The sequence below is a fragment of the Cellulomonas pasadenensis genome (assembly GCF_047229365.1).
GTDB lineage: Bacteria > Actinomycetota > Actinomycetes > Actinomycetales > Cellulomonadaceae > Cellulomonas.
In genome coordinates this window covers 1-5,779 of sequence record NZ_JBFTEP010000181.1, presented here as the reverse complement: position 1 = coordinate 5,779, position 5,779 = coordinate 1, and the positions used below count along the sequence as shown (strand labels likewise).

4 protein-coding genes and 1 pseudogene are annotated in these 5,779 nt (G+C 76.4%); all 5 read right to left on the bottom strand.

From position 1 onward, the window contains the following. Nucleotides 1–29: 29 nt before the first annotated feature. On the bottom strand, nt 30–950 hold the full coding sequence (locus AB6N23_RS16950; RefSeq protein WP_412867158.1) for a glycosyltransferase family 2 protein: 921 nt from the start codon (nt 948–950) through the stop codon (nt 30–32). Next, nucleotides 943–1,560: a dTDP-4-dehydrorhamnose 3,5-epimerase family protein gene (locus tag AB6N23_RS16945; protein ID WP_412867157.1), complete on the bottom strand. Its 618-nt coding sequence runs from the start codon at nt 1,558–1,560 to the stop codon at nt 943–945. Before AB6N23_RS16945 ends, AB6N23_RS16950 begins: the two co-directional genes overlap by 8 nt. 69 nt (nt 1,561–1,629) lie before the next feature. After that, nucleotides 1,630–3,987, bottom strand: coding sequence for a hypothetical protein (locus AB6N23_RS16940; RefSeq protein WP_412867156.1), 2,358 nt, complete (start codon nt 3,985–3,987; stop codon nt 1,630–1,632). Further along, nucleotides 3,984–4,682, bottom strand: a complete 699-nt coding sequence (locus AB6N23_RS16935; protein ID WP_412867155.1) for a hypothetical protein — start codon at nt 4,680–4,682, stop codon at nt 3,984–3,986. The genes AB6N23_RS16940 and AB6N23_RS16935 overlap by 4 nt, the downstream gene beginning before the upstream one ends. A gap of 196 nt (nt 4,683–4,878) precedes the next feature. Then, nucleotides 4,879–5,779 (bottom strand): annotated as a pseudogene (locus AB6N23_RS16930) (hypothetical protein); the annotation flags it as partial.

Genomic DNA, 5,779 nt, shown 5'->3' with positions numbered 1-5,779 from the left:
GCCGTCGGCGCAGGTGGTCGGCGCGGCCGTCAGCGCAGCGGGCCGGTGCGGCCCAGCGCGCCGTGCAGGGCGCCGCGCAGCATCAGCGGGACGCGACGGCGTCGCGGTGCGACGGCGACGACGTAGTAGCCGACGTACTTCGTCAGCCACCACAGGTACCCGGCGCGCCACGCCGGGGGCAGCAGCGGCGAGCGCACGAGCAGCACCGTGTTGCGCACCATGTAGTAGTTGCGGACCACCGACTGCACGTGCACGGTGCGCCCGCGCCCCGGCACGGTGCGCGGCGCCTCGCCGAGCTCGTGGCGCAGCTCCGCCCCGACGACCGCGAGCAGCTGCCAGCCGGCGGCCCGCGCACGCACGCCCCACTCGAGGTCGACGTGGTCGATGAAGAAGTCGTCGCGCATGGGCCCGACGGCGTCCAGCGCGCGGACGTCGACGAGGCAGCCGGACGCGATGAGGAACGCGGCGGCGACCCGGGCGCCGTCGACGTCGGGCAGGTCCACGCGGCGCGGGCCCCAGCGGCGCGCGGCGTACACGAAGGGCGGTTCGCCGTCCCGGTCGTCACGCGCGACGGCACCGACGGCGGCGACGGGACGCCCGTCGTCGGTCGACGTCGTGGCCGCGACGAGCAGGCGCTCCACCATGTCGGGCGCGGGCACCGAGTCCTGGTCGAGCAGCAGGACGTGCGTCGCGCCCAGCGCGCGGGCGCGGTCGCACCCGCGGTTCTGCGCCGTCGCGATGCCGAGGTTCGTGCCGAGCTCCAGCGTCTCGGCGCCGACCTCGGCCGCGGCGTCGCGGACCGCGGCGAGCGTGCCGCCCGTCGACCCGTTGTCGGCCACGACGACGGCGTCGACCTGCGGCGCGGTCGCGGTCAGCAGCGCGTGCAGCGCGTGCGGCTCGGGGCGGTAGGTGACGACGACCGCGACGACGACGTGGGCGCCCTCAGCCATCGAGCGACGCGAGGTACGCCTGCACCTCGTCGAGCTGCGGCAGCAGGCCCTGCTCCCGCGCCTGCGCCAGCGTCGGCGCCTGCTCGTCCTTCTCGGACAGCTGGTGGGTCAGCGGACGCCCGTCACGGCCCGTGGTCGGCCACGCGACGCCGATCTCCGGGTCGAGCGGGTGCACGCCGTGCTCGCGGCCGGGCGCGTACGGCGCCGAGCACAGGTAGGCGACGGTGGACCCGTCCTCGAGCGACAGGAACGCGTGGCCCAGCCCCTCGGGCAGGTAGATCGCGCGGCGGTCGACGTCGTCCAAGAGCACGGAGTCCCACTGCCCGTACGTCGGCGAGCCGACCCGGATGTCGACGACCACGTCGAGGACCGCGCCCTTCGGGCAGGTCACGTACTTGGCCTGGCCCGGGGGGACGTCGGCGAAGTGGATGCCGCGCAGCACGCCGGCGGCCGAGACCGAGAGGTTGGCCTGCGCCAGCTCGAACCGGTGGCCGAGCGTCTCGGCGAGGTCCGCGCCGCGGAACCACTCGAGGAACACGCCCCGGTCGTCACCGAACTGTCGGGGGGTCAGCTCCAGCGCACCGGGGACGGCGAGCTCACGCACCTGCATCTGTTCTCCTCCTGGGGTCGGCCGCGCCAGGGTATCGCGACGGCCCCGGCCCGCCGGACGCCGGTCGGCTCAGCCGGCCACCGTGACCGTGCGGCACGACAGCAGCGGGTTCGGGCCGGACGGGGTGTTGATGGCGTAGACGCACACCTGCTGCGGGCCCGGCTCGGCAGGCAGCGTGGCGGTGAAGCCGTGCGCGGCCCCGCGGCCGAACGGCCCCGCGAGGTCGGGCCGGTCGCCCTGCGCGACGACGGCCGTGCTCGCCGCGCCCACGTACACGTGGACGGGGATGGACGCCGAGGTGTCGGGGTCGATCGCCCAGCCGGACACCGTCACCGAGCGCGAGCCGGGGACGACCGCGTCGACGAACCCGAACGGCGTGCCGTCGGGCACCTGCACCGTGCGGCACGCGATCAGCGTGTTCGGGCCCGGGTTCGCGTTCATCGCGTGCACGCACACGCGGTGCGGACCGGGGGTCGCCGGCATGGTGGCCGAGTAGCCGTGGTCGGCGCCGTTGCGGTGCACCGGCACGAGGTCGGGGCGCGGCCGGTCGGCGCGGAACGCCTTGCTCGCGGAGTCCACGTACACGTGGACGTCGACCGGCCCGGGCGTGTCGGGGTCCATGGCCCACCCCGTCACGGTGACGCCCGAGGACGTGACGTCGACGGAGTCGAGGAAACCGAACGGCGCCCGGTCGCGGATCTCGACGGTGCGGCAGCCCAGCTGCGGGTTCGGCCCGGGCGTCGTGTTGATCGCGTACACGCACACCGCGTGCCTGCCGGGGGAGGCGGGCACCGTGACCTCGAACCCGTGGTTCGGCCCGCGCCCGAACGCGGCGGCCACGTCGGCCCGGGGGAGCTGCGCGACGTGCGCGGAGCTCGCCGACCCGACGTAGACGTGCACCGCGATCGGGTCGGCCGAGTCGGGGTCGAACGCCCAGCCCTTGACGGTGACGTCCGCGCCCGTCGCCGTGACGTCGTCGAGCCAGCCGCGCGGCGTCTCGTTGACCACGGTGACCGTGCGGCACCCGAGGTCGCGCTCGGGCCCCGGGCTGGCCCGCAGGCCCGTGACGCAGACCGTGCGGGCGCCGACGGCGGCGGGCACGCGGACGCTGAACCCGTGGAACGGGCCGACGCGGTGGACGGCGTCGACGTCGGGCCGCGCGACGTCGGCACGCACGGTCGTCGGCACGCCGTCGACGGTGACGCGGACCGACGTGGACACCGCCACGGCGTCGGGGTCGTACGTCCAGCCGGTCACGGTGATGCCGGTGGGGTCGGGGACCGCCGTGTCGAAGGAGCCGCGCACGAGGCTCGGGACCACCACGGTCGTGCACCCGAGCAGCGTGTTGCCCGAGAGCGCGTCCGTGTTGATGGCCCAGGCGCACACCTGCTGCGGCCCGGGCGGGGAGGGCATGGTGGCGACGTAGCCGTGCCGGTCGCCGCGCCGGTGCACGGCGTCGACGTCCGGCCGGGACACGTTCGCGGTGAAGGCCCGGGACGCGCTGCCGACGTACAGGTGCACGGTGATGGGGGCGTCCGTGTCCGGGTCGATGGCCCACCCGGTCGCGGTGACCTGCTCGCCCGACACCGCGACGGAGTCGAGGAACCCGAACGGCGGGCTGCCGACGGGCGAGCCGAACCAGTCCGTGAAGTACGCGTAGAAGTTGCGGTTGCCGTACGACGAGCAGCTGTCGCCCGTGCCGTACCCGGCACCCAGCGCCGCGGCGTTCGGCTGGTAGGGCGTGTAGTTGTACAGGCCGGCCGTCGCCTGGTTGCGGATCAGGACGGGGGAGGTGCCGCACGCCGCGTTCGGGTGGAACCGCACGTTGTTGACCAGCCCCGCACGGTGCGCGTACCGCCCGGGGTTCGCGGCGTAGTTCTTGAACTGCGCGGCGGCCGAGTACACCTGGTTGAAGAAGCCGTAGTACGTGGTGTCGCACGCGGCGGTGTCCGGGCAGCCGAAGCCCATCGCCTTCTGGTACGTCGAGGCCGGCTTGCCGGTGCGTGCCGTGACGAGACCCTGCTCCTTCTGGAGCGTCACGAGCAGCACCTGCGGGTTGATGCCGCAGGCGGCCGCCACCTTGGTGATGATCGCCGCGGCGGTCTCGCCGGCCGCGCCCGCGTACGCGGCGCAGCGCGCGGTCGCGGCCCGCGACGTCGTCGTCTCGGTGTAGCTGCGCAGGCACGTGCTCCCCGCCGCCGGGACGCAGTCGACGCCCTTCTGGTCGAGGAACCGCTGCACGTCCGCCCGCGACATGGTGCCGCTCGCCCAGAACGCCTGGTCGCTGATGATGTACCCCGGGTCGAACCGCGTGAGGTCGGCCGCGGCGGCCGGCGGTGCCGGCGCGAGGACGACGCCCACGCCGACGAGCGCGGCGACGCACCCGAGCGCGACGGCCAGGAGCCCGCGCAGGGCGGCGCGCGTCACGCCGGCACCTCCAGCGTCGCGGGCGCGGAGGCGCCCTCGTGCGCCGACGACGTGTACCGCAGCGTCACGGTCCACGCGCCGGCGGCGAGCTGCGCGCCCGGCACCTCGACGCTGCACGACGTGGTCGCGACGTCCGCGACCGCGGGGGACTCGACGACGACGTCCGCGGCACCGGGGCGCGTCAGCGTCGCCCGGCACGTGCCGCCGCGCTCGACGACCTCGGCGTACCCCGACACGACCGCGCGGTCACCCGTCCACCCGGAGATGGTGAGCGTGACCGGCACCGACGCGGGCGCGCCGCCACCGGCACCGGCGCCACCACCGGCACCGGCGCCACCACCGGCACCCGCACCGCCGCCACCGCCGGCACCTGCACCGCCGTCGCCGTCACCCGCACCGCCGCCACCGCCGGCACTGCCGCCGTCCTCGCCACCGCCGGCCGTGCCGCCCGGGTCCGGGGTCGCGCCGCCGGCCGGGGCCGTCGCACCGTCGGTCGCGCCTGCGGTCCCGGAGGAGCCGGGGGCGCTGGACGTCGACGCGTCGGGATCGTCCGGCGTGCCCGTCGTGCAGGCCGCCGCGAGCGTCAGCACCCCCGCGAGCAGCAGCGCGCCGGCGAGCCGGTGCCGCCGGACGGGGGCCGTCGTGGCGGGTTCCGGCGAGGAGGGGGTGCGCGGCGGCGGTGGCGTGCGCGACATGCTGCGGTCTCCGATCGGGAGCGGGGGATCGGCCCACGGTAGCCGTCGACCGCGTGGCGCCGATCCCGCCCCGCAGCGTGTCGGCGCCGCCTGTCCGGTACGTCCGCAGATGCCCGGCGCCGTCGTCCGCCGCGACCCGCGGCACGGCCGCCACCGGCACGCCACCCCGGGGGAGGGCGGTCGCCCGGGGCAGCCGTCAGAGGTAGAAGCGGTCCGCGACGGACACGAGCCCGACGACCTGCAGCGCCCACATCCCGACGAGCAGGACCGCCGGGACCGTCCACAGGACGACGCGGCGCACGCGGACGGACCGCGCGGGGACGAGCCCCTCGAGCAGCAGCGCCGGCAGGGCCAGGAGCGCGGGCAGGGCCATGAGGAGGTAGCGCCCCTGCAGGAGCTCGTCGACGCCGGAGCTGCGGAAGTAGAGGTAGCCCGCGAGGTACAGGACGGCGAGGGTCGCGACCAGGTGCGTGGCGCACATCCAGACGCGCAGCGCGTTGCCGGCCGCCACGGTCCCGTCCGGCAGCGGGGTGCCGTCGGGGAGCGGCCCGGGCGCCGCCGTGGCCGCGACCGCGCGGTCCGGCCCGTCCTCGCCGTCGGGGGTGGCCGTCGGCCCCTCCTGCGCCGCCGGCGCCGTCCGGCGGCGTCGGGTCAGCGCGACGACCCGGCGGACGGCGCCCACGGCGAGCCAGGCACCGGCGAGGACCAGCAGCCCGACGAGGCCCGCCCAGACCGCGTCGTACGCGAGGTCGGGCAGCGGGACGTCCAGCCACGAGAAGCGGCCGAAGAGCTGCTCCGCCCACTTGCCCCGGAACGACTGCAGCCCCTGCTGGAACTGCAGGGCGAGGTAGTGCGTGGGGCTGCGGTCGGGGTCGTTGCCCGCCGAGACGGGCAGGTCGGTGCTGGGGTAGCCGCCGAGGCGCTGCGTGAGCACCCACGCCCCGTAGGTGACGGCCACGCCGAGCACCCCCGCCCCGACGTGGACGGCCCACCTGCGCGGGCGTGCCCGGTCGCGACGCAGCCCGACGAGCCAGCCGAGCGCCACGACGGGCGCCGCGGCCGCGCCGAACGGCTTCGCGAGCAGCGCGGCGCCGACG